Genomic DNA, 26,066 nt, shown 5'->3' on the forward strand with positions numbered 1-26,066 from the left:
CTTTTCCTTCCACAGGCCGAACTCGGGAACCGAACTCGACCGCACCTGACTAAGGCTTACCTAACTACCTTCTCGCCACGCCTGCCACAGTCGCGCGTACCTGCCGTCCAGAGCCACCAGTTCGTCGTGCGTGCCCTGCTCCACGACGCGGCCCGCGTCGAGGACGGCGATGCGGTCGGCCGCCATCGCCTGGGTGAGGCGGTGGGCCACGAACAGCGTGGTCCGGCCCGCGCACGCGGCGAGCACGGCCCGCTCCAATTCGGCGGCCCCCTCGCTGCCCGCCTCCGCGGTCGACTCGTCGAGCACCACCACCGGTGCCCGCGCCAACACGAGCCGGGCCAGGGCTACGTGGGCCACCTTGGTCACGTCCAGGCGTTCGCCGCCCTCGCCGACCTTGGTGTCGAGCCCCTCCGGCAGCGCGTCGACCCAGGTGTCGGCGCCGACCGTGCGCAGCGCCTGCCGCAGCTCCTCGTCGGTCGCCCGCGGCGCGGCGAGGCGCAGGTCGTCCTTGAGCGAGCCGGAGAACACATGGGTCTCCTGCGTCAGGATGCTCACCAGGGCCCGCGCCCCGGCCTCGTCGAGACCGGCGAGGTCGGTGTCACCGATGCGCACGGACCCGGCCTCGGGCGTCCCGATACCTGCGATCAGCGCGGCCAGGGTCGTCTTGCCCGCGCCCGTCGCCCCCACCAGGGCGAGCGAACCGCCCGCCGGGATCGTCAGGTCGACGTCCTTGAGTACGGGGTGCTCGGTGTCGGGATAGCGGTACGTCAGGCCCGCCACCGTCACCGCGTACGGCACGGCGTCGGCGGGCGCGACCGTCGAGTCGCCGACGAGCCGGTCCTCGGAGTCCTCACTGAGGACGCCGACGAGGCGGGTCAGGCTCGCGCCCGACTTCTGTGCCTCGTCGAAGGTGAACATGATGGCGCCGAGGGGGGTGAAGAGGCGGTGGAACATCAGCGGGGCCGCCGAGACCTCGCCCAGGCTGGCGGCGTCGGCCTCCAGGAGGGCGTACCCCACCACGAGGATCAGGACGAGGCCGATGAACTCGGCGCGGTTCTCCCTGCCGACGAACCGGCCGAAGAACCGGAACACCTCGATCCCGTACTCGCGCACCCGCCACGATTCGCTGGTGACCTTCTCGCGGAAGGAGTCCTCCAGGCGGTACGCGCGGACGGTGTCGATCCCGTTCAGGCCGCTGATCAGCGCCTGGGCGCGGTCGGCCTGGGCGATGCGCTGCTTGCGGTAGAGCGGGGCGGACCGGGGCAGGTACCAGCGCAGCGCCAGGGCGTAGGCGGGCAGCGCGGCGGCGCCCGCGAGGCCGAGCCGCCAGTCGAGGCCGAACATGCCGACGGTGGCGATGAAGACGAGGACGCCCGCCGAGAAGACGGTCGGGATGGCCATGCGGATGCCCTTGGAGAGGACCGCCACGTCGTCACCGACCCGGGAGAGCACGTCCCCGCGGCCGACCTGCTCGATCCGGGTGCTCGGCATGCCGAGCACCGATCGGACGGCGCCTTCCCGCAGTTGCGCGAGCAGGTCCGCGCCGAGGCGTCCGATCAGATAGGTCGACACTCCGGTGGCCACCGCGCCGAGCAGCGCGGCGGCCGCCATCAGGACTCCGACGGTGATCAGGACCGAGCGGGACTCGCCGTCGACCACCCCGTCGACCACCCGGCCGAGCAGGAGCACCGGCAGGACTTGGAGCGCCGCGCCCGCCACCGTGCTGAGCACGGTGGCGGCTGTCAGCCAGGGCACTTGCCTGCAGTGCGCCGTGACCCACCGGGTGGCCTCGCGCCCGGTCGCCGTGCGCAGGGCCGCCGGGGCGGCCCTCGTTTCGGTGGTGCTCACACCTAGCCGACCGACTTGACGAGTTCGTCGATCGCGTACGGCAGGGAAAGCAGCGTGCCCTGCGACATGGCCGCGCCGACCGCCGGGCCCTCGCTGTCGAGCAGATAGGACACGTTGCCCTTCTTGACCGCTTTCAGGTTGGTGAAGAGCTTGAACTTCTTCAGGGCCTTCTGGTCGGCCGCGTCATTGATGACGAAGAGATGGTCGACGTCGACGAGGTCGATGCGCTCGGGGGAGAGAACGGTGAAGAACTTGCCGTCCGCGACCTCGTCGATCTTCTTCTGGCCCTTGAAGCCGATGCCCGTCACCAGGCGTCCGCGTACGTCGGTGGTGGTGAACGGCGCGACCGAGTCCTTGTACCAGGACAGCGGCACGGCCGTCTGCTTGGCGAACTCGGGGTGGTTCTTCTTGGCCGTGTCCAGCTTGGCCTGGATGCCGTCCACCAGCTTCTTGGCCTTGTCCTCCTGGCCGAGCGCCTTGCCGATGTGCACCGCGTTGTCCTGCCACGGAGCGCTGAACGGCTCCTTCTCGGCCTTGCCGCGGCCCACCGTGGGGGCGATATTGGAGAGCTTGTCGTAGGCGGCCTTGTCGATCTCGGAGTACACCGCGATGATCAGGTCAGGACGCAGCGAGGCGATCTTCTCGTAGTTCGGGCCCGAGTCGCCGTTCTTCATGACGACCTCGGGCTTGGTGTCGCCCCACTTGTCCTTCACCCAGGGCCACTGGGTGTTGATGTCGGGGGACTTGCCCTCGGGGTTCGGGTACTGGTCGACCATGCCGACCGGCTTGACGCCGAACGCCAGGATCGCCTGGTCGTCGGTGTAGCCGACGGAGACGACCCGCTTGGGGGCCTTGGTTATCTTCGTGGATCCGAAGGCGTGCTCCACCGAGACGGGGAACGTGCCGGGCGCTGCCGCGGCGTTGCCGCTGTCCTTGTCGCCGTCGTCTGAGTCGTCCGAACCGCATCCCGCGAGGAGGCCGACACCGAGGGCCGCGGCGGAGACCACGGCCGCGAGCCGCCGCCACGGCGTCGTACGCGTCGTTCGTTGGAGGTGCATTCGAGATCCCTTGCTCTCACGCCGGCCGGAACGCCCCTTGGAGGGCCCGGTGCGCCCCTGTCGGGGCAGGCAAACTTTACCGCTCAAAATGAGGTTAGCCTAGCCTAACTCTCAATTTGCGCTTGGCTGAATCGCGTCGACCTGTACGTGAGTTCGACCGATCGGGACGATCAGCGGCCGGTCGCCCACCGGATCGTCGATCACCTTGGCCCGCAGGCCGAACGCCTCGTACAGAAGTTCGGCGGTGATCACGTCGCGCGGGTGCCCCTGCGCCAGGACCGAACCCTCCGTCATCACGACGAGGTTGTCGCTGTAGCGCGTGGCCAGATTCAGGTCGTGCAGGACCATCACCACCGTGCACCCGGACTCGTGCAGATCGTCCACCAGGTCGAGCACGTCGACCGCGTGCGCCAGGTCCAGATAGGTGGTCGGCTCGTCAAGGAGCAGCAGGTCGGTGCCCTGCGCCAGGGTCATGGAGATCCAGACGCGCTGACGCTGGCCGCCGGACAGCGAGTCGACGGGGCGGTCGGCCAGATCGGCGACCCCGGTCATGGCCAGGGCGCGCTCCACGACGTCGGCGTCGTCGGCGGACCACTGCCGCAGCCAACTCTGGTGCGGGTGGCGGCCCCTGGCGACCAGGTCGGACACCGTGAGCCCCTCGGGCGCGACCGGTGCCTGCGGCAGCAGACCGAGCTTCTTCGCCACGTCCTTGGTCTTGAGCTTGACGATGTCCTCGCCGTCCAGGACGACCGTGCCCTTGGTGGGCCTGAGCAGCCGCGTCAGGGTGCGCAACAGGGTCGACTTGCCACAGCCGTTGGGGCCGATGATGGTGGTGATCACCCCGGGCGGTATCGCCACGTCGAGATCGTCGATGACGGTCCGGCTGCCGTACCCGACGGTGACGCCGTTGGCTGCAAGCCGGGAGTCGGCGACGACCCCGGACTCGATCTCGGTGATGTACTGCGCGACCACAAGCCCCCCTCGCTTATTAAGGTTTGCCTCACCTTTGTACCAGTTACCTGACGTTCCCCCGACCGAGGTTCGCCCGTACCAGCAGATAGACGAGGAAGGGGCCGCCGATCGCGGCGGTGACCACACCCACCGGGAGGCTGTTCGGCAGTGCCGTGCGCACGGTGAGGTCCGCGCCGATCAACAGCAGCGCCCCCACCATGCCCGAGGCCACCAACGGGGGCGTGGGGCAGCGCGCGAGGCGCATCGCCACCTGCGGCGCCACCAGGGCCACGAACGGCACGGGCCCCGCCGCGCTCACCGCCATCCCGGCCAGCAGGACCGCGCACAGCAGCAGGACCGCGCGCACCGTCTGGTAGCGGACGCCCAGGCCCGCGGCGACCTCGTCGCCGAAGTGCATCGGCTTGAACTGGAACGCGGCGCACGACACGACGACCAAAAGGACGAGCGTGCCCCAGAGCGCGATCTCGACGTCTTCCCAGGCCCGGTTGTCCAGCGATCCCACCAGCCACGCCTGGGCCCGCGCCACGTCCCTGATGTCGGCCGAGACGAGCAGCCAGGTGGTGATGGCCTCCATGACGGCGCTCACCGAGATTCCGATGAGGATGAGCCGGAAGCCGTCGACGCCGCGCCGCCACGCCAGGAAGTACACGAGCAGACCGGTAAACAGGCCGCCGGCGAGTGCCGCGGCGGACAGGCCCACGGAGTTGACGACCGCCGTCGCGGTCCCGCCCGACACGCTCACCAGGAACACCGCGACCGCGCTCGCACCGCCCGTGATGCCCAGAACGTCCGGGCTGGCCAGCGGATTGCGGGCGATGGACTGGGTGATGGCGCCGGAGACGCCGAGTGCGACGCCCACGACGATCCCGGCGAGGGCACGCGGCAGCCGTAGATCCATGATGATGAACTCGTCGACCTGCTCGCCCCGGCCGAAGATCGTCGCGATCACCCGGGGCAGGCCGATCTGGAAGTCCCCCACGGCGATGGACAGGCAGAACAGCAGGAAGGTCGCGCCGGCCAGGAGCAGCGTGACGCCGAGGACGTAGGGCCGCCACACGAACGAGAGGCCGCCGAGCCGCACGCCCGGCGCCACCGCCGGCTTCCCGGCGCTTCCGGGCACCCCGGGCTTGTCGGGCTTCCCCGCCTGCACGGACTTCGCGTCTGTCACGTTCACGCCTTCTTGAACTTTCCGCGCCACACCAGGGCCGCGAAGAACGGTGCGCCGAGGAGAGCGACGACGACACCCGCGTCCAACTCGCCGGGGCGCACGACCAGGCGGCCCACGATGTCGCAGACCAGCAGGACGACAGCGCCGAGCAGGCCCGCGTACGGCACGAGCCAGCGGTAGTCGGGGCCGGTCAGATAGCGGGCGATATGGGCGACCATGAGCCCGAGGAACGCGATGGGTCCGCACGCCGCCGTGGCCGCCCCCGCGAGCAGGGTGATGGCGACGATGCCGATGATCCGGCTCCGCGCGATGTTCACGCCGAGCCCACGGGCCACATCGTCACCCAGGTTGAGCAGGTTGATGGCGGGCAGCGTGACGGCCGCGAGGACCAGGCCGAGCGCGACGAACCCGGTCACCGGCCAGATGACGTCGAAGCCGACACCGGCCACGGAGCCGGAGTTCCAGAACCGCAGCGCGTTCAGCGACGCCTGGTCCGAAAGCGCGACCGCCGTGGTCATCGCCGCGAGGAACACCGTGATGCCCTGCCCGGCCAGGGCGAGCGTCAGCGGATTGCCGGTCCCCCGGCCGATGCTCGCGACGCCGAACACGACGACACCGGCGACGGCCGCCCCCAGGAAGGCGAACCACACATACTGGAACGGGTCACTGAGACCGAACACGGCGATCGCCGTCACGACGGCGAACGAGGCACCGGCGTTCACGCCCAACAGGCCCGTGTCCGCGATGGGGTTGCGCGTATAACCCTGGATCAGCGCTCCGCCGACCCCCAGGGCGATCCCCGCCACGATCGCGAGCACCGTCCTGGGCACGCGTACGGTCTCCACGATGAGCCGGATCTCGGTGAGCCGCTGATCGGACTCCGGCTCCGCGAACAACCCGTGCCACACCTCCGCGGGGCTCAACGCCCGCGCGCCGACGGCCAAGGACACGGCCGCCGCGACCACGAGGACCGCCACAAGCGCGCTCAAACCCGCCATCCGGCGCCGACGGGCCCCCATGACGGTGGGTGCGGGGCGCTCAACTGCAGTCGTGCTCATGTCGAAGTACGTTATCCCTTTGATCCACTGGGGACGTATGAGTCCTGAGCATCATGGAGTTTAGGTGAGCCTAAGCTAAAATGATGACGGTGTCGACAGGGCAAAAGGGATGAGCACCCCCATCAACTGGGGCATCGCGCACACACATTGAAAACTAAGGTAAGCCTTGCTTTACTGGCGCCGGTCAATCCCTGCTCTGAGGAGGAACCCCATGCGGGTCGTCATGTTCGGTTATCAGACCTGGGGGCACCGCACCCTTCAGGCCCTCATCGATTCCGAGCACGACGTGGTGCTGGTGGTGACACACCCCAAGAGCGAGCACGCCTATGAGAAGATCTGGAGCGACTCGGTCGCCGATCTCGCCGAGGCGAACGGCATCCCCGTCCTCATCCGCAACCGCCCCGACGACGAGGAACTGTTCGAGCGGCTCAAGAACGCCGACCCCGACATCATCGTCGCCAACAACTGGCGTACGTGGATTCCGCCGCGCCTCTTCGACCTCCCCCGCCACGGCACGCTGAACGTCCATGACTCGCTGCTGCCGAAATACGCGGGCTTCTCCCCGTTGATCTGGGCCCTGATCAACGGCGAGTCCGAAGTGGGCGTCACCGCGCACATGATGAACGACGAGCTCGACGCCGGCGACATCGTCCGCCAGGAGTCCGTGCCGGTCGGCCCGAGGGACACCGCGACCGACCTCTTCCACAAGACCGTCGACCTCATCGCCCCCGTCACCATCGGCGCCCTCGGCCGGATCGCCGCCGGGGACAAGGACTTCACCCCGCAGGACCGTACCCGGGCCAGCTTCTTCCACAAGCGCTCCCTGGAGGACAGCCGCATCGACTGGACCTGGCCCGCGGCGGACCTCGAGCGCCTGGTGCGCGCCCAGTCCGAGCCTTACCCCAGCGCCTACACCTTCCACCGGGGCAAGCGCCTCGAAGTCCTGGCCGCGGTCGTGTCCGAGGGGAAGTACGGCGGCACCCCCGGCCGCATCTTCTACCGCGAGGGCGAGGGCGTGGTCATCGTCGCCGGGGCCGACGCCCGCACGGGCCGCAACCACGGCCTCGCCATCACACGCGTCCGCACCGAGGACGGCCGCGAGCTCGCCGCGACCGAGTACTTCACCGCCATGGGCGGATATCTGACCAGCCGCCCCTGACCCGACGGCCGGGCCGCCCGCTCCCCCGCGCACGGTCGCGCGGGGTGGCGGGCGGCGCGGTGTACTGCCGTCAACGCCGGTGTACGGCGACGCACCGGTACGCGGCGATCAGCGCCCGTGCGCAGCAATCAGCGCCGGTGCGCGGCGATCAGGAGGCGGGTCGCCTCCGCCGCGTGCGCCGCCGGGGCGGTGCTTCCGGTGATCGCGGCGCTCACCATCGCGCCCTCGGCCAGCAGGAACACGTGCTCGCCGAGGTCGGCGGGCAGACCGGCCCGCGCCACGAGGTTCGCCACATACTCCTTGAACGCCGCCTTGTGCAGCCGCACTTGGCGGGCGACCGGCTCCGAGGTGGCGCCGAGCTCCCCGTACGAGTTGATCCAGGCGCAGCCGTTGAAGCCGGGCTCCCCGAACCACTCACCCAGTTGGTCGAAGACGGCCACGACGCGCCGCTCGGGGTCCTCGTGCTGTTCGACGTGCTCGGCAAGGCGCTCCCGCCAGCGCACGTCGCGCCGCTCCAGGTAGGCCTCGACGAGCCGTTCCTTCGCGGGGAAGAGCTGGTAAAGGCGCTTGAGGGACACCCCCGACACCGCCCGGATGTCGTCCATGCCGACGGTCTGTACGCCCTGCCGGTAGAAGAGCTCCTCGGCCGCGTCCAACGCCCGCCCGGTGGCGACTGTGCTGTCCATCGACCGAAGTCCTCCTCACTGCCCCGCAGGGCTACCGTACCCCTCCGTCACGGACGGTCCTCACGGGTGTCACGGGGCAGGTACGCGCAGCACGGACACGCAGTTCGGCGGGCGCTGGATTTGCCGCGCGGGCAAACGCGCTACCCCGGGGAACCAGCGTTCTCTAAGGTGGGGGCCGCAGCAGAGAACGCTCGTTCTCCCGCCGAGTTTCCTGGGAAGGAACCGTCATGGCAGCACGCCCCCCGTTCCCGCCGTTCGACGAGGAGAGCGCCCTGCGGAAGGTGCAGGCCGCCGAGGACGCGTGGAACACCCGCGACCCCGAGCGCGTGGCGACGGCGTACACCGTCGACTCGGTCTGGCGGAACCGGGACCGGTTCGTCACCGGCCGCGCCGAGATCGTGGAATTCCTGCGCGAGAAGTGGTCCCGGGAGCGGGACTACGCGTTGCGCAAGGAGCTGTGGGACTTCCACGGCGCCCGGATCGCCGTGCGGTTCCAGTACGAGTGCCGGACCGCGGACGGCCGGTGGTGGCGCAGCTACGGCAACGAGCTGTGGGAGTTCACCGAGGAGGGACTCATGGCGCGGCGCGAGGCCTGCATCAACGACGTACCGATAACGGAGGCGGAGCGGCGCATCTTCGGCCCGCGGCCTGACGGCGAGCGTCGAAAGGCGCTCCCCGTCCGCTGACCGTTCGCCAACCGCCCACCCTCAACCGGCCGTCCGCAAGCCGCTCGCTAGCCGCCCACGGCGGCCTCGACGGCATGGAAGGGGCCGGCCCCGGCCAGTGGGGTCACCGACGTGACCGTGAGGCCTGCTCGGCCGCACAGTTCCTCGAACTCCGTCCGGGTGCGTTCCCTGCCGCCTACGTTCACCAGCATGTTGAGGTCGCTCAGGTAGGTGTTCCCCGCGGTCTCGGGGTCGACGACCTCGGGCAGCACGGGTTCGACGATCAGGACCCGGCCCTCGGCCGGCAGAGCGGCCCGGCAGTTGCGCAGGATCGTGACGACACGCTCGTCCGGCCAGTCGTGCACGATGCTCTTCATGAGGTGCAGGTCGGCGCCTTCGGGCACCGAGCGGAAGAAGTCCCCGGGGACCAGGGAGCAGCGGTCCTCCAGGCCGTTGGCGCGCAGCGTCTCCGGGGCCTGGGCCAGGCCCTCCTCGGTGTCGTAGACGACTCCGGCGAGGGCGGGGTGCGCCGCCAGCACACCGCTGAGCAGGGTCGCGTTGCCGCCACCGACGTCCATGACGGTGCTGAACCGGCTGAAGTCGACCACGTGCGGCAGGACTGACGCCGTCTGGCGGACGGCCTCGCCCATCGCGGCGTTGAACGCGGCCGACAGCTCGGGGTTCTCCTTGAGGTGGCCGAAGAAGTCCGTGCCGTGGATCTTGTCGAACGCGACGTCGCCACTGCGGACGCTGTCGTCGAGCTGCTCCCAGGACCGCAGCATCATGGGCTCGGTGAACATCCGCGCGAGGGAAACGAGCGACCCCGGGCGTCCGGGATCCAGGAGGGCGCCCGCGGACGTGACGGCGAAGGTGCCCCGGGCGCGTTCCTCGAGCAGGCCGAGGCTCGTCATCGCGCGCAGCAGTCTGAGCATGGGCTGCGGCGCCGCGGCGGCGAGGGCGGCCACGTCGGCGGCGTCCTTCTCCTCGTCACCGATGAGTTCGACCACGCGCAGCCGCAGTGCCGCGCGCAGCGTCTGCGCCGCCATGCTGCCGAACGCGAACTGGACGATCCGGCCGACGTCGGCCGCGTCCGCCGGTGCGGCCCCGACCGCGGCCTGATCCTCGTTGTCCGTCACGGTGCTTTCCCCTTCACTCTCATCGTTCGGTTCACTTGGTTTGTCCGGTTTGCTCGATTTGCTCGGTTCATTTGGTTCGTTCGGTGTCGGCGTCCGGATCGATGGAACTCACCGTCCGTGCCAGGGCACTGGGCGTACAGCCGGTGAAGGCACGCACATCGCGGTGCAGATGGGACTGGTCGACGTAGCCGCAGGCAAGCGCGGTCTGCGCGGCGTCCGCGCCCGCGGCGAGGCGGCGGGCCGCGCGGTGGAAGCGGACCAGCATGGCCGCGCGCTTGGGGGTGAGGCCGAGTTGAGCGGTGAACCGGGACCACAGCCGTTTGCGGCTCCAACCGGTCGCGGCCGCCAGTGCACCGACCCTCACCCGGCCCCGCCGCGCCACGATGTGCGACCAGCACGCCACCACCTCCGCGTCCACCGAAGGGCCCCGCTCGCTCCGCCCCGCCAGGAACGTCTCGACCAGTGCGAACCGCTCCGGCCACGTCCCCGCCCCGGCCAGCCGTTCGCTCAGCCGCCCCCCGTGCCCGCCCCACAGGTCCTCAAGACCGGCCACCGTGGTGTGCAGGTCCACCGGCGCGGCGTCGAGGACCGAGTAGGCGGCCACGGGTGACAGGCGCAGCTCGACGCAGGCGAACGACGCCCCCCGTACGCGCGTCGGGCCGGGGACGGGACCGGCCACCAGACTGCCCACGGCACGCCGGTCCACGCTCCCCGTATTCCCTTGGTCCCTCTCCACGCTCAACGGCGGCCCCCCGAGGCCGAGTACGACCGTCAAGAAGGGCTGCGGGAACACGTGCATGTCCAGGCCCCCGGACTCCGGACAGCGGTACCCGGCCATGCGGACACCGTCCACCACCGGCGCACCCGTGCGCCGCGCGGGCCGCACGACGTCCCAGCCTTCTCCCGCTCCGTCACTGTGCATGCCCCCACCGTGCCCGACCCGGCAGCACCCGTCTTGGAGAAATGTTCTCCACGGAGCCGCGGTGCACGCGTCACGCGTCCCGCGGCGTGACGATCATGTGGATGTCGTCGGCGGCCCAGAGCACGAACCGTTCGATCGGCGTCACCTCGTGTCCCGGCGCGGGGCGGAACCGGAAGCGTTTGAGGAGCACGGCCAGGACCAGCTCGGCCTCGACCATCGCCAGGCCCGCGCCCTCGCAGCTACGTGGGCCGAGGCCGAAGGGGAGGTAGGCGAGCCGCGGCCGCTTGGCGGTCTCTTCCGGGGTGAACCTCTCGGGGTCGAACCGCTCCGGGTCCGGCCAGTGTTCGGGGTTCATGTGGACGGCCCAGAACGGATAGAAGACCGTCGCGCCCGCCGGGATCTCGTAGTCGCCGACGGTGAGCGCCTCCGTCGTCTCGCGGGCGCCGTACGGGCCCGGCGGGTACAGCCGCATCGACTCCTTGAGCGCCATCTCAAGGCGGGTCAGGCGTTTGAGGTCGGCGTAGTCGGGCGTCGCGCGGTCGCCGAGCACCTCGTCGAGTTCGTCGACGACTCGCGCCGCCGCTACGGGGTTCGACGCCAGCAGATGCAGGGCCCAGGAGACGGCCACACCGGTGGTGTGGTGGGCGGCGAGGAGAGTCACCATGACCGTGTCCCGGATGCGTGCGGGCCGCTCACCGGCCTCCACGAGCGCGCCGATCAGATCGCTCCGGTCCGTGCGGCCACCGGCGCGGTGCGCCTCGACGACCCGGTCGACCGTCTTGCGCAAGTAGTCGAGGGCGGCCTCCGCGCGCCGGGCGCGCTCTTCCTGCGTGCCGGGGAGCGGCACCTGGTACAGCCGCCCCAGGTACTCGGTGAGGACCTCCTCGAACGCGTCCGTCACGCGGTCGGGATCCGCGGCCTCGCCGCCCAGGGCGTACTCACAGATCATCCGCAGCGTCAGCGCCGTGAGGTCCTTCTGCAGGGCCAGGGGTCCTTCCGCCGCTCGCTCGGCCCAGCGGTCCGCGAGTTCCGTGGTGAGCGCGGCGAACCGCGCGAAGTGCCGTTCGTGCGAGGGGCGTCCGGCGAAGACGGACAACAGCACCCGGCGCCACGGCGTGTGCTCATCGGCGTCGAGCACCTGGAGGTTCTCCGCCTCGCACAGCGGGGCCAGGAACTCGAAGAGCCGCTCCGGCCGTTTGTCGATGTGGGCCGTGGCCTCCAGGAGTACGGGGTCGGCGATCGACACGGCCGTGTCGGCGCCCGGGAGCTGGAACCGCACGACCGGACCGTACTCGGCGTGCAGGCGCAGTTGGTAGGTGTGCAGTCCGCCCGCTTCCGCGACGGCGCCCACCCCGCCGTCCGCGCGCGGCTCGGGTCCGGGGATCCGCATGACCACACCTCCTGGCAGACGGCCCCCGCGCACCGTGGTTCACGTACCGGGCCGATGACGACGATCTCGACCACGATGACGATCCCGGTGGTGCCGACGGTAGGGGGATTTCCGGCCACGTGTCCGGTCAGCCCGCGGCGCGTGCCTTGCGATAGCGGACGATGAGCGAGGTGAGCTGCGGGTTGAACCCTTCGGCGGCTTGGAGGGCGGCGTCCGGCAGCGGGTCGTCCGCGTCGTACCCGAGGGCCGGGTGTCCGGCGAGGTGCCCGCACAGGGCGTCCAGGTGGTCGAGGAGGGCCGCGTCACGGGCCTGCTCGGGGGTGAGGGAGCACAGCCACGCATAGCGCGCGGCCGGGGCGTCGGGGCGGGGCGGCAGCGCCCGGCGCAGGCTTTCGGCGCGGGCGGACAGGGTGTTCCACACCGGCAGGCGCAAGGCTGCGACCAGGTCGCCGGGTGCGGTGTGCGAGGCGGTGGTCATGTCTCCACCGTCGCAGGGGGCACTGACATCGGCCCGGCGCGGGGGCGGTGATTCGCCGGGGTCAGCCGTCCGGGCCCGCCCCGTTGCGGCAGGTGGGCCAGGATCGATGGCTCTGCGGTGGGGGCCCGGCGGTCCCGGGGCCCGGGAGGGGCGGCGGTCCCGCGGGCGCTGCGGCCGCGGCGGTCACGGCGGCCCCGGAGGCGCTGCGGCCGCGCCGATCACGGGGGCCCCGGAGGCCTGAGCGGTCCCGGAGGTTCCAGCGGTCCCGGAGGTTCCAGCGGTCCCGGCAGCGCGGCAGGCGCCCTATTCGCCCCCGCGTGAAGCCAGCGCCCGCAGCACGGCGGAGCGCCCCCGCGCGGGCACGGTCCACAGGGTCTGGCCGCGCACCCCCCACCGTTCCAGGAGCGCGTTCGCGGCCAGGAAGCCGCTGGTCGCCGCGCGCTCCATCAGGGCGACCGGCAGGTCCGTGCGCACCAGGTCACCGGCCACCAGCACGTCCTGGTGCGGGGTGCGGACCGTGGGGCGGTCCGCGTACGAGCCGACGGTGAACAGGGGGCAGTCCGCGCGCCACTCGTGCCGCTGGTCGACGATCCGGGCCTCCCCCGTCTCCGGGTAGACCCGGTGCAACTGCGCCAGCAGGTCCTTCTGCTCCCGGATCCGGTCGGCGGCGGGGTCGACCGCGTAGGCGTGCAGTTCCACCACCGATCCCCCGGTGCGCCGTGCCCAGCGGGCCGCCTCGCCCTCCCACCGGTCGAGGACGCTGACGTTGTCGAGCCCTCCGTAGCCGCTGGTCCCGAGGAAGCCGGGGCGGTCGGCGGCGACAGGACGGTCGAGCCACAGCCGGGAGACGAGGAACGGCGGGGCGTCGCGCAGTTGGGCCACACGGCGGCGCCACGGTGTGTCGCCGAGCCCGGCCGACGCGCCGACGAGCCGCCGCAGGCCGCCCGCGTCCAGGGCGAGGACCACGGCGTCGTAATGCCGCGTGGGCCCGTCGTCGCAGGTCACGTTCAGGCCACCGCCCTCGTGCGGGGTCACGGCGTCGACGCTGTGGCCGGTGCGCAGGTCGACGCCGAGCCCGGTGAGGTAACCGGCCAGGGGGTCCCAGAGGGCGGCGGGGAACGGTTCGGCGGGCACGTCGAAGAGCAGGCCCTCGCTGGACCCGAGGAAGTAGATGTGGAACATCAGCGCCAGTTCGGCGGCGGAGAGTTCGCGCGGGTCGGCGAAGAAGCTGCGGGAGAACACCTCGAAGGCCAGGTGCCGTGCCGAAGGGGGGAAGCCGATGCCCTCCAGGTAGTCCCAGGCGCTGGTGCCGTCCAGGTCGTGGTAGACGTCGGGCACCCGCACGTCCAGGAGGGGCAGCGCCGCCATCGGGTTCATCCCGGCCATGTCGCGCCAGCCGAAGGAGGGGCTCAGGGCGGCGAAGCCCAGGGCGCTCCAGGGCGGGGTGCGCGGCACCCGGGCGAAGCTGTCGTACAGGCCGTCGCTGTGCCGCAGCGGATAGTCCGGCAGTCCCCGCAGCATCGTGAGGCCGGGGTCGACGCGGCGGAGCAGTCCCCGCAGGTTGTAGTACTGCCGGAAGAAGGCGTGGAAGCCCCGGCTCATGGTGGCGTGGCTGCCGTCGGCGAGCCGTACGGGCCAGCCGGCGAGCCGTCCCCCGAGGTGGGCGTCCCGCTCGTGGACCGTCACCCGCACCCCGCGCTCGGCGAGCCCGGTGGCGGCCGCAAGGCCCGCGATCCCGCCGCCCACGACGGCGACGCGAGGGGCGTCCGCGCCGATCAGACGGCTGCCGGGCGCGGGCAGGAGGATCTCAGCCCGGCGGTCACGTCCCCGTCGGGGCGCACCCGTACCCGGTCGCCACCGCGCCGACCGCGCCCCCGGCCACCCGGCGGGCGTCACCTCCGCACCCGCCGTCCGGGAGCCGCGGCCGGGGTCGCGCGCCGGGGGGTGAGCGGCAGTTCGGCGAGGGTGCGCAGCATCGGTCCGACGGGGGTGCGCAGGCCGATGGCGATGTCCTCCCACACCCGGGTGTCCGCGTCCAGGAAGCGCAGCAGGCGCTCGGCGGGGACGTGCCGGAACAGCTCCGTGAAGAAGTCGGCGCCGCGCACCCGGCCGGTGTCGAGTGCCCGCAGCAGAACCGCGTCCATCAGCAGGGCGCGCGGCGGGTACGCGGCCGGGGGCACCGGTGTCGTGCCCCCGGCCAGGGCGGCGGCGACGGCGCGGGTCTGGCGCTGGATGCCCGCGAACGTGTAGCCGGTCGAGGGGCGGGTGGCGCCCGCCGAGGTGCCGATGCGGAACACACAGGCGCCGTCGCGGCGCCGGAAGCGGCCGTCCGTCATGGGGATGGCGCCCTGCTCGGTCCGCGTCACCTCGTAGGCCCGCAGCCCGAGCACCTCTTCGGCGTACTGGCGCAGGGCCTGGTCGTACGCCTCGTCGGAGAGCGCCCGGCGGGAGAATTCCGTGTACTCCACGAGGGCCGTGCGCGGGCTGAGCGGCAGCACGTAGCCGAACGACAGGCCCGTGGACGGCTGCGGGGTGCGGAAGTCCATCAGGTCGGCCACCGACGCGTCGAAGCACGGCTGTTCCGTGCGCACGAACCAGCCGCGGAAGTGCTGGAGCAGCGCGGTCCTCGCGGGTTCGGGGCGGCGGGGCCGCGAGTCGAACGCCCAGCGGGCGTGCACCTGCATCGGGGCGCCCCCGGCCGTGACGGCCCGTACCTCGGCGCCGTCCCCGCTGTCCCGCACCTGGGTGACCCGTGCCTCCAGACGGCGCACATGCGGCGCCGCGTCCAGGAGGCCCTCGACGTACGACGTGAAGGTGGCGGAGCTGAGCATCTTGTACCGGAAGGGCGCGGGGCGTCCGACGACGGCGCCGCCCGTCCGCCCACGGACCCTGAGCTGCTGCCACGAGGAGGCCAGGAGGGCGTCGAAAGGACCGCCGGGGCGCTCCCAGAAGCACCAGGTGCGCTCGGCGGGGCGCAGGGGTCCCGGGGGCGCGTCGATCAGGGTGACCGTCAGGGACGCGGCCCGGCCCGCCGGTGAACCGGAACGCAGCCAGTGGGCCAGGGACAGGCCTGCCGCACCCGCGCCCACGATCGCCACGTCCGTGTCGTGCCCGCATGTGCGCACATCAGCTCCCGGCTCCCAGGTGTCGCGGTGATGACAGAGATCGTGTGGGTTTCCGTGCGGGTTTCCGTGGAACCCCGGAGTTATTCCCCGGCATCGCCCTGATCGGATGCAGCGACCTGATCGGGTGCGTCCTTCTGCATCATTTCTCCGCTTCCTGCATCCGTGGCGGGCCCTCAACCGGAACCACTACCGCACGACCCGACAGCACGAACGTCTTGGGAGGACGCGCGATGCGCCGCACCGAAGTCAAGGAGCACCCCTCTCCCGGTGCGCCCGCGCACGGCCGTCACGCCTGCGACGGCGGCGGCTTCCGTCCGGCGGAAGCCGTCGACGCGGAGACCGTCGACGCGGAAGCCGCCGAGGCGAAAGCCATGGACGCAGACGTCGTGGACGCGGATGTCGTGGACGCGGATGTCGTGGACGCGGATGTCGTGGGTGCCGTCGAGGAGACGCTGGGCGCGGTGCTGCGCGGGCGTGCCGCCGAGGCCGCCGCCGTCGATCCGCTGTTCGCCGAGGACATCGCCCGGCGCGTGGTGGGCTTCACGCTCGACGGCGGCAAGCGCATCCGCCCCCGGTTCCTGTGGTGGGGGATGCGCGCGGCGGGCGGGCACACGCCTGCCACCGTGCGGGCCGCGCTGCGCGTCGCCGCCGCGGTGGAGCTGATCCAGACGTGCGCGCTGATCCACGACGATGTGATGGACGCGTCGCCGCTGCGCCGGGGCGGGCCCTCCGTGCACGCCGACCTCGCGGACCAGTACCCGGACTCCCCCGCCGTACGGGCCGCCCCCGCCTTCGGCACGTCCGCCGCCGTGCTCGCCGGTGATCTGGCCCTCGCCTGGGCCGACGACGTGCTCGCGGAGGCCGTCCCGGCGGCGCCGCACCGGCACCGGGTCCAGGAGATCTGGCGGGCGATGCGCACCGAGATGGTGGCGGGCCAGTATCTGGACCTGCACAGCCAGGCCACCGGCAGCCGCTCCGTCGCGCGGGCGGTGCGTATCGCCTGTCTGAAGAGCGCGCTGTACACCGTGGAGCGGCCGCTCGCCCTGGGCGCGGCGCTCGCGGGCGCCCGCCCCGGCACCACGGAGGCGCTCTGCTCGGCGGGACGCTGCGCGGGCATCGCCTTCCAATTGCGGGACGACCTCGTGGGGGTCTTCGGGGATCCGCGGGCCAGCGGCAAGCCCTGCGGGGAGGACATCAGGGACGGCAAGCTCACCTATCTCGTCGCCGTGGCGACGGCCCGCGCCGAGGCGCGCGGGGACCGTGGCACGCTCGCGCTCCTGCGCCGCGCCCTTGGCGATCCCGAGCTGTCGCCGGACCTGCTCGACCGGGTGCGTGCGGCACTCGACGACACGGGGGCCCGCGCCGTCGTGGAGTCCAGGATCGAGCGGCTCGTGGCCCAGGGCACCCGCCGCCTCGCACGCGTGCAGGCGCCTTTGCACGTGGCCGACCGGCTGGTCCAGCTCTTCGCCACGGCGACCGGAGCGGGCGGGGCGGGCGCAGCGGCAGCCCTCGTACAGGGCCGGGCAGCGACGGCCCTCGGTCGAGGAGGCGCCCCGTGACGCGGCAGCCGCGCACCCTGCGCGGTCCGACCGACCACGTCGTGGTGGTCGGCGCCGGTCTCGCCGGGCTCTCCGCGACGCTGCACCTCCTCGGTGCGGGCCGCCGGGTGACCGTCGTGGAACGGAATGGGCAGCCGGGCGGCCGGGCAGGGCTGCGGGAGCTCGGCGGCTACCGCGTCGACACCGGGCCGACCGTCCTGACCATGCCGGACCTGGTGGAGGAGGCGTTCGCGGCCGTCGGCGACCGGCTCTCCGACCGGCTCGAACTCCTCGCCCTGCACCCGGCCTACCGGGCCCGGTTCGCCGACGGCACCGCCCTGGACGTCCACACCGACGCCGTCGCCATGGAGACCGAGGTGGAGCGTTTCGCGGGCGCCCGCGAAGCGGTGGGGTACCGGCATCTGCGGGCCTGGCTGACGAAGCTGTACGCCGTCCAGATGCGGCGCTTCATCGACACGAACTTCGATTCGCCGTTCGCCCTGTTCTCCGCCGATCTGGCGCGCCTCGCGGCCCTCGGCGGCTTCGGCCGCCTCGATCACCGCATCGGCCGCTTCCTGTCCGACGAGCGGCTGCGGCGCGTCTTCACCTTCCAGTCGCTGTACGCGGGTGTCCCACCGGAGCGCGCGCTCGCCGCGTACGCCGTGATCGCCTACATGGACACCGTCGCCGGGGTGTACTTCCCGCGCGGCGGCATGCACGCACTCCCCCGCGCCCTGGCCGACGCGGCGGCCGACGCAGGCGCCACCTTTCACTACGACAGCCCAGTCACCCGTCTGGAGCGCACCGGCGAACGCGTCACCGCGGTCGTCACGGAGCATGCCCGCATCCCGTGCGACGCCGTCGTCCTCACCCCCGATCTGCCGGTCGCCTACCGTCTCCTCGGCCGGGAGCCGCGCCGCCCGCTGCAACTGCGGCACTCACCGTCGGCCGTCGTCCTGCACGCGGGAACCGACCGCTCCTGGCCCGGACTCGCCCACCACAATCTGTCCTTCGGCGGCGCCTGGAAGCAGACGTTCAAAGAGCTCACCCGCACCGGCACCCCGATGAGCGACCCGTCGCTGCTCATCACCCACCCCACCGTGACCGACCCCTCGCTCGCACCGCCAGGACACCACCTCCTCTACGTCCTCGCGCCCTGCCCCAACACCGACATCGGCCCGGGAACGCAGGAGTGGCAGGTCCTCGCGCCCCGCTACCGCGACGAGCTGCTCGGCGAGCTCGACCGGCGCGGACTGCCCGGCGTGGCCGCGGCCGTCGAGCAGGAGTGCCTGGTCACGCCGGTGGACTGGACCGCGGACGGCCATGCGGCCGGCACACCCTTCGCCGTCGCCCACACCTTCGCCCAGACCGGCCCCTTCCGGCCCCGCAACCTCGTACGCGGGACCGTGAACGCCGTGCTCGCCGGCTGCGGCACCACGCCGGGCGTCGGCGTGCCGACCGTGCTGATCTCCGGGAAGCTGGCGGCGGCACGGGTCACGGGACCACGGCCCACACCGATGGACCCCTACGAGAGAGGCGGCACCCTGTGACGGACCGCGAGCTGACGGCCGCGGGTATCACGGACGCCCGCCTGCGCGCCGACTACACCCGCTGCCGGCGTCTCAACGCCCAGCACGGCAAGACGTACTTCCTGGCCACACGGCTGCTGCCGGTCGAGAGGCGGCCCGCGGTGCACGCCCTGTACGGCTTCGCCAGGTGGGCCGACGAGATCGTGGACGGCCTCGGTACCCAGGCGCCGCCCACGGAGCGCGCCGCCGCGCTCAGGGCGCTGCACGCGGACCTGTCGGCAGGCCTGCGGCACGGGCGCAGCGAGCACGCGGTGGTCCGTGCCGTCGCCGACACCGCCCGCTGGTACGCCATCGCGCCCGCGCTCTTCGAGGACTTCATGGCGTCGATGCGCAGCGACCTCGTCGTCACGGACTACCCGACCTACGACGACCTGTACGCCTACATGCGGGGCTCGGCCGCCGCCATCGGGCTGCAGATGCTGCCGGTCCTCGGCACGGTGGTGCCGCGCGAACAAGCCGCGCCCTACGCCGCGTCCCTCGGCGTCGCCTTCCAGCTCACCAACTTCCTGCGGGACGTGGGCGAGGACCTCGACCGCGGCCGCGTCTATCTGCCCGCCGACCTGCTCGCCGCCCACGGCGCCGACCGCGCGCTCCTGGAGTGGTGCCGGGCCACCGGGCGCACGGACCGGCGGGTCACATCGGCGCTGCGGGAGACGGAGCGGCTCACCCGCCGGGTCTACGCGCGCGCCGCACCCGGCATCGCCCTGCTCGACCCGGTGTCACGGCCGTGCGTGCGGACCGCCTTCGTGCTGTACGGCGGCATCCTGGACGCCGTCGCCGCCGATGGCTACGCGGTACTGCACCGCAGGGCGGCCGTGCCGCGGCGGCGCCGGGCCGGTGTCGCGCTGCGGGGTCTCACGGCGGCGCTCGCGGCGCGTGCCGCGGCCAGACTGCCGGTGGGGGCAAGGGCGTCGGGGGGCGTACGAGAGGCCGTCGCGTGTACGGCGGGCCCTGAACCGGGCCCCGGCACACACGCTCCGGCGGGCGATGCGGCACGGCGGGCCGTATGAAGCGCGACAGGGCCGCGCGGCGCGGGCTCTCACCGCTGCGGCTCCGCCGCCGCCCCGTCGCCTGGGAGCAGCAGCGCCCCACCTGGCGCGAGGCACGCCCCGCCCTCATCGCGAGCGCGCTCGGGCGCGCGCGGAGCAGGCCGTCGGGCAACTGGTACGTGCTCGGCGCCTCCCGGGAGTTGGGGGCCGACCGGCCGCTTGGGCGTACGGTCGCGGGGGTGGAGGTCGTGCTGTGGCGCGGGCCCGACGGGCGGCTCCTCGCGGGCTCCGGTGCCTGTCCGCACCTCGGCGCGCCCCTCAAGGACAGTCCGGTGCGGTGCGGCACGCTCGTCTGCCACTGGCACGGCCTCGCCCTGGACGGCGGGGAGTTCCCGGGCTGGGACGCGTATCCCTGCCACGACGACGGCGTCCTGCTGTGGGTCCGCCTCGACCGCGTCGGCGGCGAACCGCCGACGGAACGTCCCGTCCTACCGGTCCGGCCGCCGTTGGCGTCCGCGGTGCACGCCGTCTACACCGGGGTCGGCCGGTGCGCTCCGGAGGATGTGATCGCCAACCGGCTCGACCCGTGGCACGGCGCCTGGTTCCATCCGTACTCCTTCGTCGATCTCACGGTGGCCCACGCCCCGCAGCCGGACGCCGACGCCGACGCCGATGCCCATGCCGACAAGGACAAGGACGAGGACGCGTTCGTCGTGGACGTCTCGTTCAAGCTGGCGAGCCGGATGGTGGTGCCGGTGCGCGCGGTCTTCACGGCGCCCGAGCCCCGTACGGTGGTCATGCACATCACGGAGGGCGAGGGGGCGGGTTCCGTCGTCGAGTCCCATGCGACGCCGCTCACCCCTGACCGTGCGGGACGCCCGCGCACCGCCGTGGTCGAGGCGGTCGTCGCCACCTCGGAGCGCCCCGGTTTCGCGGTCGCGCGCGCCGCCGCGCCCCTGCTCCGCCCGCTGCTGCGTGCCGCGGCGGGCCGCCTGTGGCGCGACGACCTGGCCTACGCCGAGCGGCGCTGGACGCTGCGCAGCAGCGGCCGTTTCCCCGGCTGAGGAGGCCACCCACGCCCGGCGCCTCCCCCTGCCTCACCCCGTACCGCCGCCCCGCCAAGTCCCCCTCCCGCGTGCCTCGCACATTCCCGTTCCAGGAGTAGCGCCATGAACGTCTCGGTCGTGCTGTTCACGTCCGACCTGCGGGTGCACGACCATCCGCCGCTGCGCGCGGCGCTGGACGAGGCGGCCGGTGTCGTCCCGCTGTTCGTGCGGGACGACCGCATCGAAGCGGCGGGGTTCGCCACGCCCAACCGGTCGGCCTTCCTCGCCGACTGCCTGACGGCCCTCGACGAGGCGCTGCGCGACCGGGGCGGACACCTCGTCGTCCGCTCCGGCGACGTCGTCGACGAGGTCTGCGCGGTGGTCGACGCGACGGGCGCGGATTCGGTGCACATGTCGGGCGGGGTCAGCGCTTACGCGCAGGGCCGGGAGGAGCGGCTGCGGTCCGCCCTCACCGGGCGGGGCCGCACCCTGCACGTCCACGACGGCGTGGTCACCGCGGTCGCGCCCGGCGCCGTGACACCGGCGGGCAGCGACCACTTCGCCGTCTTCACGCCGTACTTCAGGCGCTGGGCACAGCAGGGCAAGCGGAACCCGCTCACCGCGCCGCGCGCCGTCCGCGTCCCGGACGGCGTGGACTCCGAACCCGTGCCGTCCCGTGCCGACGTACGGGGCGTGTCGCCGGGCGTGCCCGCGGGCGGCGAGGCGCAGGCGCGGTCCCGGCTGCTGGCGTGGCTGCGGTCGGGGATCGCCGGTTACGGCGACGGGCACGACGATCTGCCGGGCGACCGCACCTCGCGCCTCTCCCCGTATCTGCACTTCGGCGCCCTCTCGCCCGTCGAGGCCGTCCACCGTGCCGGGGAGAAGGAAGGCCCGGGCGCGACGGCGTTCGTACGGCAGTTGTGCTGGCGGGACTTCCACCACCAGGTGCTCGCCGCCCGCCCCGCGACGGCCCGCGACGACTACCGCGGCCGCGGCGACCGCTGGCGCGGCGAGGACGAGGCCGCTGACGACATCGCCGCGTGGAAGGAGGGGCGCACCGGCTTCCCCGTGATCGACGCGGCGATGCGCCAGCTCGCCCACGAGGGCTGGATGCACAACCGCGGCCGCCTCCTGGTCGCCAGCTTCCTGACCAAGACCCTGTACGTGGACTGGCGCGTCGGCGCCCGGCACTTCCTGCGCCACCTGGTGGACGGCGACATCGCCAACAACCAGCTCAACTGGCAGTGGGTGGCGGGCACGGGCAACGACACCCGGCCCAACCGCGTACTCAACCCGGTGCTCCAGGGCAGGCGCCACGACCCGGACGGCACGTACGTACGCCGCTGGGTCCCCGAGCTGAAGGGCCTTCAGGGCGCCGCGGCGCACGAGCCGTGGAAGCTCGTCGGCCAGGAGCGGGCAGCGTACGACTATCCCGAGCCGCTCCTGGAACTGTCCGCGGGCCTGGCCCGGTTCCAGCAGGCCAGGGGCGGTACATGACCCGGCCCCGCCGCCCCGCCGTCAGCCCGGGGCCCGCCCTCGTACGGAGAACTCGCGCGCCAGGCCCAGCGCCTCGCCGAGGCTCTGCGGGTACACCACGCCGTCGGGCAGCCGTGCCCCCGCCCAGCCCGGGCCCGCGACCATGACCAGGGCGCTGTGCCTGGCCCCCGGCACGCCCCAGTCGATGGCGTCCAGATGCCGGACCAGGGGAACGCTCGCGGTCGTACGCGACTGGGACCACAGGACCACCACGCCGGGCCCCGCCCGCCGCACCGCCGCCCGCAGGGCCGCCCCCGGTACGGCGCCGCCGAACATGCGCACCGGTACGCCGTACTGGGCGAGGCCCGCGGTGAGGGCCTCCATGGGCAGGGTGTGCAGTTCGCCCGGGACGCCCGCTACCAGGACGGGCGGGCCGGACGGGCCGGGCGGCCCGGTCCCTGACGGGGCGCGTGCGGCCGGGATGCGGCGGAGCGCGGAGGAGATGTGCCAGGACAGCAGGTGCTCGACCTCCACATAGCGCTCCCCCGAGGTCTCCCACTTGCGTCCGACGGCTCTGAGGGCGGGCATCATCACCTCGTCCCAGGCCGTCACCAGGCCGTGCGCGGCGAGCACGGAGTCGAGCAGCGCGTCCACCGTGGGCGAGTCGAGCCGCACGGCGGCCCGTGCCAGGCCCCGGCACTCCTTGCGGACCCGCCCGAGGGGCAGCGGGCCCCAGCCACCGCCGGGCGGCCCTGGTGACGGTGGTGTGCCGACGTCCTCGGGTCCGCGCCCTGCCGTGCCGCCCGGTGCGGTCCGGGAGGCGGCGCGGGCGGCTTCCGCCGGTGGCACCCCGGACGACGTGAGCCTGCACATCTCCTTGAGCACGGCGATGTCGTGCGGTGCCCAGCGCCGGTGCTTGGTGCCCGCACGCCGGTCGGGCCCGATGCCGTAGCGCCGGTCCCAGGAGCGCAGCGTGGTGGGGGCCACGCCCAGCATCCGCGCTACGGCACCGGTGGCGAGGCCCGCGGGGGCCGCGGGGGCGGCTGGGACGTCTGGGGCCGCGGGGGCGGCTGGGGCCGGGGCGGCCGTCGAGTGCTCCGCCGCTTCCGTCATCCCGGCCGCTTCCGTCATCCCGGCCGTTTCCATGACCTCGACCCTTTCCACGACGTCGACGATACGACGCAAGAACGATGCGTGTTGCCGCGTCGCGCGGGCCCGTAGGAACGTCGCCGACAGCGGGAGGCAGGCCGCTCCCCGCCCGGGGCCGCCGGGCGGTTGTGCCCGCCGGGCCCTCCCGTCTTCGCCGACGTGAAGGAGTCCTCGTGCGGGTGACGGCAGCAGTGCCCGAAGGGGGTGCGGTACGAGAAGCGCCCGCACCGGTCGAGGCCGCACCGGTGCGGCAGGCGCGGGCCGAGGCGGATCTCTCCGCCGCGCTCGTGGCGGGCGACCCGGAGGCGCTCGCCGAGACCTACCGGCGCTGGGGCGACCCCGTGCACGCGGCGGCGGCCCGCTCGCTCGGCGACGCCCGCGAGGCCGAGGACGTCGCGCAGCAGGTCTTCCTCGCGGTGTGGCGGGGACGGCACGGATACCGGCAGGACCGTGGTGCGCTTGGCGCCTGGATCGTCGGCATCACCCGCAGGAAGGTCGCTGACGCCCTGTCGGCACGCACCCGCCGCCGCGATCTGCTCGCCGCCGTGGCCGGACGGGTGGACACGGCGCCGCCGCCCGCCTGCGACCCGGAATCCGTCGTCGACCGGGTCCTCGTCCGGGAGGCACTCGCCCGCCTGCCCCTGCCCCAGCAGCAGGTCCTTTCGCTCGCCTTCCTCCAGGACCTCACCCAGACACAGGTCGCCGAGCGCACGGGCATGCCGCTCGGCACCGTCAAGAGCCATACGCGCAGGGGGCTGCGGCGGCTGCGCCTGGTGCTCGACGCGGCCGCGGCGGACGACGCCGGGCGGGCCTGTTCGAGCGACTTCGCGTGACCTCGTGCCACGGCACGCGTACCGGGCCGCCCGTCACGCCGCCTCGTAGCGGTGCGCGTGACCGCCCCGCCACTTCACCCACGCGGGGTCGTCGAGCAGGCCCGCCGCCTCCGGAAGACCGGCACGCCGCAGGAACTCGATCACGTCACCGTCGCTGTGCGCGAGACCGAGGATCTCTCCGCGCACGGTCACCCGACGGCCTCCCGTGCCGGACGGTGGATGCACGACTATCGGCGCTGTGCCTGCCATGCCTCCAGGGTGCGCGGTCATCGCCGCTTTCGCGATTGCAGGTACCAGGCCGCGGCGAGGCCGATGAGGACGAGGACGACGAGTATCTTCATGCGGCACTGGTGCCCGCGATCCCGAAGATGAAGCAATGTGGTCGGACTCGCCCACGTGGTGGGGCGGATCCCTTCCTGGCCGTGGCACGTGGGGGTGGGTGGCTCCGTCGCCGCAGACGGCGTGAATGATCGACGGCATGCTCCTTGAGTCCCTGTCCGTCGTCGCGCTGATCGTTGTACTCGTGTGTGCCGTCGTCCGCCCCTTCGGGCGACCCGAGGCGGTTTTCGCGGTGCCGACGGCCGCCCTCGTGATCGTCAGCGGTGCCATCCCCTTCGACGACGTGCGCGAGGAGGCCGTCCGGCTCGGGCCGGTGATCGGCTTCCTGGCGGCCGTACTCGTGCTGGCCAGGCTCTGCGCCGACGAGGGACTGTTCCGGGCTTGCGGCATCTGGACGGCCCGGTGGGCGCGGCACCGCCCGCAGCGGCTTCTCGGGGCGGTGTTCGCCCTCGCGTCCGTGATCACGGCGGCGCTCAGCCTGGACGCCACGGTGGTCCTCCTGACTCCTGTGGTCTTCGCGACCGCCACCCGGATGGGCGCCCGGGCGAAACCCCATGCCTACGCGTGCGCCCATCTGTCGAACACGGCGTCATTGCTGCTTCCGGTGTCGAACCTGACGAATCTGCTGGCCTTCACGGCCACCGGTCTCTCCTTCACGCGTTTCGCTCTCCTGATGCTGCTGCCGTGGCTGGCCGCGATCGCCGTCGAGTACGCCGTGTTCCGCCGCTTCTTCGCCGCCGAACTCGCCGCGCCCACGGCGGACGACGGGGAGCAGGACCCGGCCGAACTGCCGCTGTTCGCGATGGTGACGGTGGCCGCGACGCTCGCCGGGTTCGCCCTCACCTCCGCGGCCGGGGCCGACCCGGCGTGGGCCGCGGCGGCCGGTGCCCTGGTCATGGCCGTCCGCGCGCTGGCCCGGCGCCGCACCACACCGGCGGCCGTCGTGCGGTCCGCCGCCCTGCCGTTCCTGGCGTTCGTCCTCGCGCTCGGCATCGTCGTACGCGCCGTGCTCGACAACGGCCTGGGCCACGTGCTCGGCCACGCCCTGCCCGACGGCACCGCGCTGCCCGCGCTGCTCGGCACCGCCGCGCTCGCCGCCGTCCTCGCGAACCTGATCAACAACCTGCCCGCGGTGCTTGCCCTCGCCCCGCCGGCCGCCGCCTCCGGCCCCGGAGCGGTTCTGGCCGTCCTCCTCGGAGTCAACCTCGGGCCCAACCTCACCTACGCGGGCTCGCTGGCCACGCTCCTGTGGCGGCGCATCATCCACCACCACGACCACGAGGTCCGCCTCAAGGAATTCACCGTACTCGGCCTGCTCACCGTGCCCCTGACGCTGCTCGCCGCCACCTTCGCCCTGTGGGGGTCCCTACAGATCATCGACACCTGACCGTGACACCCATACGACCTCCGTACGACGAAACCCCCACACGACGAAGCGTCCT

The 26,066-nt window shown here is 72.8% G+C and carries 23 protein-coding genes; 9 read left to right on the forward strand and 14 right to left on the reverse strand.

The window, feature by feature from the left end; genetic code table 11:
* Nucleotides 1-60: 60 nt before the first annotated feature.
* The 5 genes from IG78_RS0100330 to IG78_RS0100350 all read right to left on the reverse strand — a co-directional run bounded on the left by IG78_RS0100330 (nucleotide 61) and on the right by IG78_RS0100350 (nucleotide 6,104).
* A complete protein-coding gene (locus tag IG78_RS0100330) occupies nucleotides 61-1,848 on the reverse strand; it encodes an ABC transporter ATP-binding protein (protein ID WP_030558806.1) in 1,788 nt (595 codons plus the stop codon).
* Between the two features lie 2 nt (nucleotides 1,849-1,850).
* Complete coding sequence (locus IG78_RS0100335; RefSeq protein WP_030558807.1) at nucleotides 1,851-2,906, reverse strand: iron-siderophore ABC transporter substrate-binding protein; 1,056 nt, start codon at nucleotides 2,904-2,906, stop codon at nucleotides 1,851-1,853.
* A gap of 111 nt (nucleotides 2,907-3,017) precedes the next feature.
* Complete coding sequence (locus IG78_RS0100340) at nucleotides 3,018-3,878, reverse strand: ABC transporter ATP-binding protein (protein ID WP_030558808.1); 861 nt, start codon at nucleotides 3,876-3,878, stop codon at nucleotides 3,018-3,020.
* A 43-nt stretch (nucleotides 3,879-3,921) separates the two neighbouring features.
* Nucleotides 3,922-5,028, reverse strand: coding sequence for a FecCD family ABC transporter permease (locus IG78_RS0100345; protein WP_051852285.1), 1,107 nt, complete (start codon nucleotides 5,026-5,028; stop codon nucleotides 3,922-3,924).
* A 20-nt stretch (nucleotides 5,029-5,048) separates the two neighbouring features.
* Nucleotides 5,049-6,104, reverse strand: coding sequence for a FecCD family ABC transporter permease (locus tag IG78_RS0100350; RefSeq protein WP_078964664.1), 1,056 nt, complete (start codon nucleotides 6,102-6,104; stop codon nucleotides 5,049-5,051).
* Between the two features lie 211 nt (nucleotides 6,105-6,315).
* On the opposite strand from IG78_RS0100350, the gene IG78_RS0100355 reads away from it, so the two are divergent.
* On the forward strand, nucleotides 6,316-7,263 hold the full coding sequence (locus IG78_RS0100355) for a methionyl-tRNA formyltransferase (RefSeq protein ID WP_030558812.1): 948 nt from the start codon (nucleotides 6,316-6,318) through the stop codon (nucleotides 7,261-7,263).
* Between the two features lie 128 nt (nucleotides 7,264-7,391).
* On the opposite strand, the gene IG78_RS0100360 is transcribed toward IG78_RS0100355, so the two are convergent.
* Entirely contained in the window at nucleotides 7,392-7,949 is a 558-nt protein-coding gene (locus tag IG78_RS0100360; RefSeq protein WP_030558813.1) for a TetR/AcrR family transcriptional regulator, read from the reverse strand.
* A 227-nt stretch (nucleotides 7,950-8,176) separates the two neighbouring features.
* Here IG78_RS0100360 and IG78_RS0100365 point away from each other — a divergent pair, with 227 nt between their 5' ends.
* Entirely contained in the window at nucleotides 8,177-8,635 is a 459-nt protein-coding gene (locus IG78_RS0100365) for a nuclear transport factor 2 family protein (RefSeq protein ID WP_030558815.1), read from the forward strand.
* 47 nt (nucleotides 8,636-8,682) lie between these two features.
* Here the strand turns inward: IG78_RS0100365 and IG78_RS0100370 are convergent, their stop codons facing one another.
* The 6 genes from IG78_RS0100370 to IG78_RS47465 all read right to left on the reverse strand — a co-directional run bounded on the left by IG78_RS0100370 (nucleotide 8,683) and on the right by IG78_RS47465 (nucleotide 15,665).
* A complete protein-coding gene (locus tag IG78_RS0100370; RefSeq protein ID WP_037684657.1) occupies nucleotides 8,683-9,750 on the reverse strand; it encodes a methyltransferase in 1,068 nt (355 codons plus the stop codon).
* Nucleotides 9,751-9,817: 67 nt separating this feature from the next.
* The gene (locus IG78_RS0100375; protein WP_030558817.1) at nucleotides 9,818-10,672 is read right to left on the reverse strand and encodes a helix-turn-helix domain-containing protein; all 855 of its coding nucleotides are present in this window, start codon (nucleotides 10,670-10,672) and stop codon (nucleotides 9,818-9,820) included.
* 70 nt (nucleotides 10,673-10,742) lie between these two features.
* Complete coding sequence (locus IG78_RS0100380; RefSeq protein ID WP_030558818.1) at nucleotides 10,743-12,062, reverse strand: cytochrome P450; 1,320 nt, start codon at nucleotides 12,060-12,062, stop codon at nucleotides 10,743-10,745.
* A 127-nt stretch (nucleotides 12,063-12,189) separates the two neighbouring features.
* Nucleotides 12,190-12,540: a hypothetical protein gene (locus tag IG78_RS0100385; RefSeq protein ID WP_030558819.1), complete on the reverse strand. Its 351-nt coding sequence runs from the start codon at nucleotides 12,538-12,540 to the stop codon at nucleotides 12,190-12,192.
* A gap of 303 nt (nucleotides 12,541-12,843) precedes the next feature.
* Nucleotides 12,844-14,436 (reverse strand): FAD-dependent oxidoreductase, encoded by a 1,593-nt coding sequence (locus IG78_RS47460; RefSeq protein WP_107054786.1) that lies wholly within the window; start codon nucleotides 14,434-14,436, stop codon nucleotides 12,844-12,846.
* Complete coding sequence (locus IG78_RS47465; RefSeq protein WP_030558821.1) at nucleotides 14,433-15,665, reverse strand: lycopene cyclase family protein; 1,233 nt, start codon at nucleotides 15,663-15,665, stop codon at nucleotides 14,433-14,435. Before IG78_RS47465 ends, IG78_RS47460 begins: the two co-directional genes overlap by 4 nt.
* A 230-nt stretch (nucleotides 15,666-15,895) precedes the next feature.
* Between IG78_RS47465 and IG78_RS0100400 the strand changes: the two genes are divergently transcribed.
* From IG78_RS0100400 to IG78_RS0100420, 5 genes are all read left to right on the forward strand, one after another.
* Entirely contained in the window at nucleotides 15,896-17,224 is a 1,329-nt protein-coding gene (locus IG78_RS0100400; protein ID WP_051852238.1) for a polyprenyl synthetase family protein, read from the forward strand.
* On the forward strand, nucleotides 17,221-18,753 hold the full coding sequence (gene crtI, locus IG78_RS0100405; protein ID WP_037684658.1) for a phytoene desaturase family protein: 1,533 nt from the start codon (nucleotides 17,221-17,223) through the stop codon (nucleotides 18,751-18,753). Before IG78_RS0100400 ends, crtI begins: the two co-directional genes overlap by 4 nt.
* Nucleotides 18,750-19,802 carry a phytoene/squalene synthase family protein gene (locus IG78_RS0100410; RefSeq protein ID WP_063760680.1) on the forward strand — a complete coding sequence of 351 codons (1,053 nt, stop codon included), beginning with the start codon at nucleotides 18,750-18,752 and terminating at the stop codon, nucleotides 19,800-19,802. Before crtI ends, IG78_RS0100410 begins: the two co-directional genes overlap by 4 nt.
* Nucleotides 19,799-20,845, forward strand: coding sequence for a Rieske (2Fe-2S) protein (locus tag IG78_RS0100415; protein WP_030558826.1), 1,047 nt, complete (start codon nucleotides 19,799-19,801; stop codon nucleotides 20,843-20,845). The genes IG78_RS0100410 and IG78_RS0100415 overlap by 4 nt, the downstream gene beginning before the upstream one ends.
* Before the next feature lie 105 nt (nucleotides 20,846-20,950).
* Nucleotides 20,951-22,324 (forward strand): cryptochrome/photolyase family protein, encoded by a 1,374-nt coding sequence (locus IG78_RS0100420; RefSeq protein WP_030558827.1) that lies wholly within the window; start codon nucleotides 20,951-20,953, stop codon nucleotides 22,322-22,324.
* 21 nt (nucleotides 22,325-22,345) lie between these two features.
* Here the strand turns inward: IG78_RS0100420 and IG78_RS0100425 are convergent, their stop codons facing one another.
* Nucleotides 22,346-23,416: a MerR family transcriptional regulator gene (locus IG78_RS0100425; RefSeq protein WP_030558828.1), complete on the reverse strand. Its 1,071-nt coding sequence runs from the start codon at nucleotides 23,414-23,416 to the stop codon at nucleotides 22,346-22,348.
* Nucleotides 23,417-23,631: 215 nt separating this feature from the next.
* Between IG78_RS0100425 and IG78_RS0100430 the strand changes: the two genes are divergently transcribed.
* On the forward strand, nucleotides 23,632-24,285 hold the full coding sequence (locus tag IG78_RS0100430) for an RNA polymerase sigma factor (RefSeq protein ID WP_404827631.1): 654 nt from the start codon (nucleotides 23,632-23,634) through the stop codon (nucleotides 24,283-24,285).
* Nucleotides 24,286-24,318: 33 nt separating this feature from the next.
* On the opposite strand, the gene IG78_RS0100435 is transcribed toward IG78_RS0100430, so the two are convergent.
* Nucleotides 24,319-24,534 (reverse strand): hypothetical protein, encoded by a 216-nt coding sequence (locus IG78_RS0100435; protein WP_030558831.1) that lies wholly within the window; start codon nucleotides 24,532-24,534, stop codon nucleotides 24,319-24,321.
* A 217-nt stretch (nucleotides 24,535-24,751) separates the two neighbouring features.
* Between IG78_RS0100435 and IG78_RS0100440 the strand changes: the two genes are divergently transcribed.
* Nucleotides 24,752-26,011 carry an SLC13 family permease gene (locus IG78_RS0100440; RefSeq protein WP_030558832.1) on the forward strand — a complete coding sequence of 420 codons (1,260 nt, stop codon included), beginning with the start codon at nucleotides 24,752-24,754 and terminating at the stop codon, nucleotides 26,009-26,011.
* The last annotated feature ends 55 nt before the right edge of the window (nucleotides 26,012-26,066 follow it).

Origin of the sequence: Streptomyces aureocirculatus (genome assembly GCF_000720475.1) — a bacterium.
GTDB lineage: Bacteria > Actinomycetota > Actinomycetes > Streptomycetales > Streptomycetaceae > Streptomyces > Streptomyces aureocirculatus.

What these genes read in the sequence shown, in the direction of transcription:
- IG78_RS0100335 (WP_030558807.1), bottom strand. Translation starts at nt 2,906, where the DNA reads ATGCACCTCCAACGAACGACGCGTACGACGCCGTGGCGGCGGCTCGCG.
- IG78_RS0100350 (WP_078964664.1), bottom strand. Translation starts at nt 6,104, where the DNA reads ATGAGCACGACTGCAGTTGAGCGCCCCGCACCCACCGTCATGGGGGCC.
- IG78_RS0100355 (WP_030558812.1), top strand. Translation starts at nt 6,316, where the DNA reads ATGCGGGTCGTCATGTTCGGTTATCAGACCTGGGGGCACCGCACCCTT.
- IG78_RS0100360 (WP_030558813.1), bottom strand. Translation starts at nt 7,949, where the DNA reads ATGGACAGCACAGTCGCCACCGGGCGGGCGTTGGACGCGGCCGAGGAG.
- IG78_RS0100365 (WP_030558815.1), top strand. Translation starts at nt 8,177, where the DNA reads ATGGCAGCACGCCCCCCGTTCCCGCCGTTCGACGAGGAGAGCGCCCTG.
- IG78_RS0100375 (WP_030558817.1), bottom strand. Translation starts at nt 10,672, where the DNA reads ATGCACAGTGACGGAGCGGGAGAAGGCTGGGACGTCGTGCGGCCCGCG.
- IG78_RS0100380 (WP_030558818.1), bottom strand. Translation starts at nt 12,062, where the DNA reads ATGCGGATCCCCGGACCCGAGCCGCGCGCGGACGGCGGGGTGGGCGCC.
- IG78_RS0100385 (WP_030558819.1), bottom strand. Translation starts at nt 12,540, where the DNA reads ATGACCACCGCCTCGCACACCGCACCCGGCGACCTGGTCGCAGCCTTG.
- IG78_RS0100400 (WP_051852238.1), top strand. Translation starts at nt 15,896, where the DNA reads ATGCGCCGCACCGAAGTCAAGGAGCACCCCTCTCCCGGTGCGCCCGCG.
- IG78_RS0100415 (WP_030558826.1), top strand. Translation starts at nt 19,799, where the DNA reads ATGAAGCGCGACAGGGCCGCGCGGCGCGGGCTCTCACCGCTGCGGCTC.
- IG78_RS0100420 (WP_030558827.1), top strand. Translation starts at nt 20,951, where the DNA reads ATGAACGTCTCGGTCGTGCTGTTCACGTCCGACCTGCGGGTGCACGAC.
- IG78_RS0100425 (WP_030558828.1), bottom strand. Translation starts at nt 23,416, where the DNA reads ATGACGGAAGCGGCGGAGCACTCGACGGCCGCCCCGGCCCCAGCCGCC.
- IG78_RS0100435 (WP_030558831.1), bottom strand. Translation starts at nt 24,534, where the DNA reads ATGGCAGGCACAGCGCCGATAGTCGTGCATCCACCGTCCGGCACGGGA.
- IG78_RS0100440 (WP_030558832.1), top strand. Translation starts at nt 24,752, where the DNA reads ATGATCGACGGCATGCTCCTTGAGTCCCTGTCCGTCGTCGCGCTGATC.